General features: G+C 75.4%; 1 pseudogene. It reads left to right on the forward strand.

From position 1 onward, the window contains the following. Positions 1 to 244, forward strand: a pseudogene (locus JMJ55_RS30695) (protein-L-isoaspartate O-methyltransferase family protein); the annotation flags it as partial.

Raw genomic sequence — 244 nt, forward strand, 5'->3', positions numbered from 1 at the left:
TATGGGCGCCCGCGTCACCGCGCTGGAGGCGGATGCGCCGCTGCTGGCGGTGGCGCGCACAGTCCTGCCGGACGGCCTCCCCGCCGGCGCGGTCCGGCTGGAGGCGGTGGACCCGACAGGCGGTTTCGCCGCCGGCGCACCTGATGACATCATTCTGATCGAGGGTGAGGTGCCGGAGGGTCCCGGCCCGCTCGCCGATCAGCTGGCCGAGGGCGGGCGCCTCGTCACCGCGATCGGCATCGGC

Origin of the sequence: Belnapia mucosa, assembly GCF_016775475.1 — a bacterium.
Classification (GTDB): Bacteria; Pseudomonadota; Alphaproteobacteria; order Acetobacterales; family Acetobacteraceae; genus Belnapia; species Belnapia mucosa.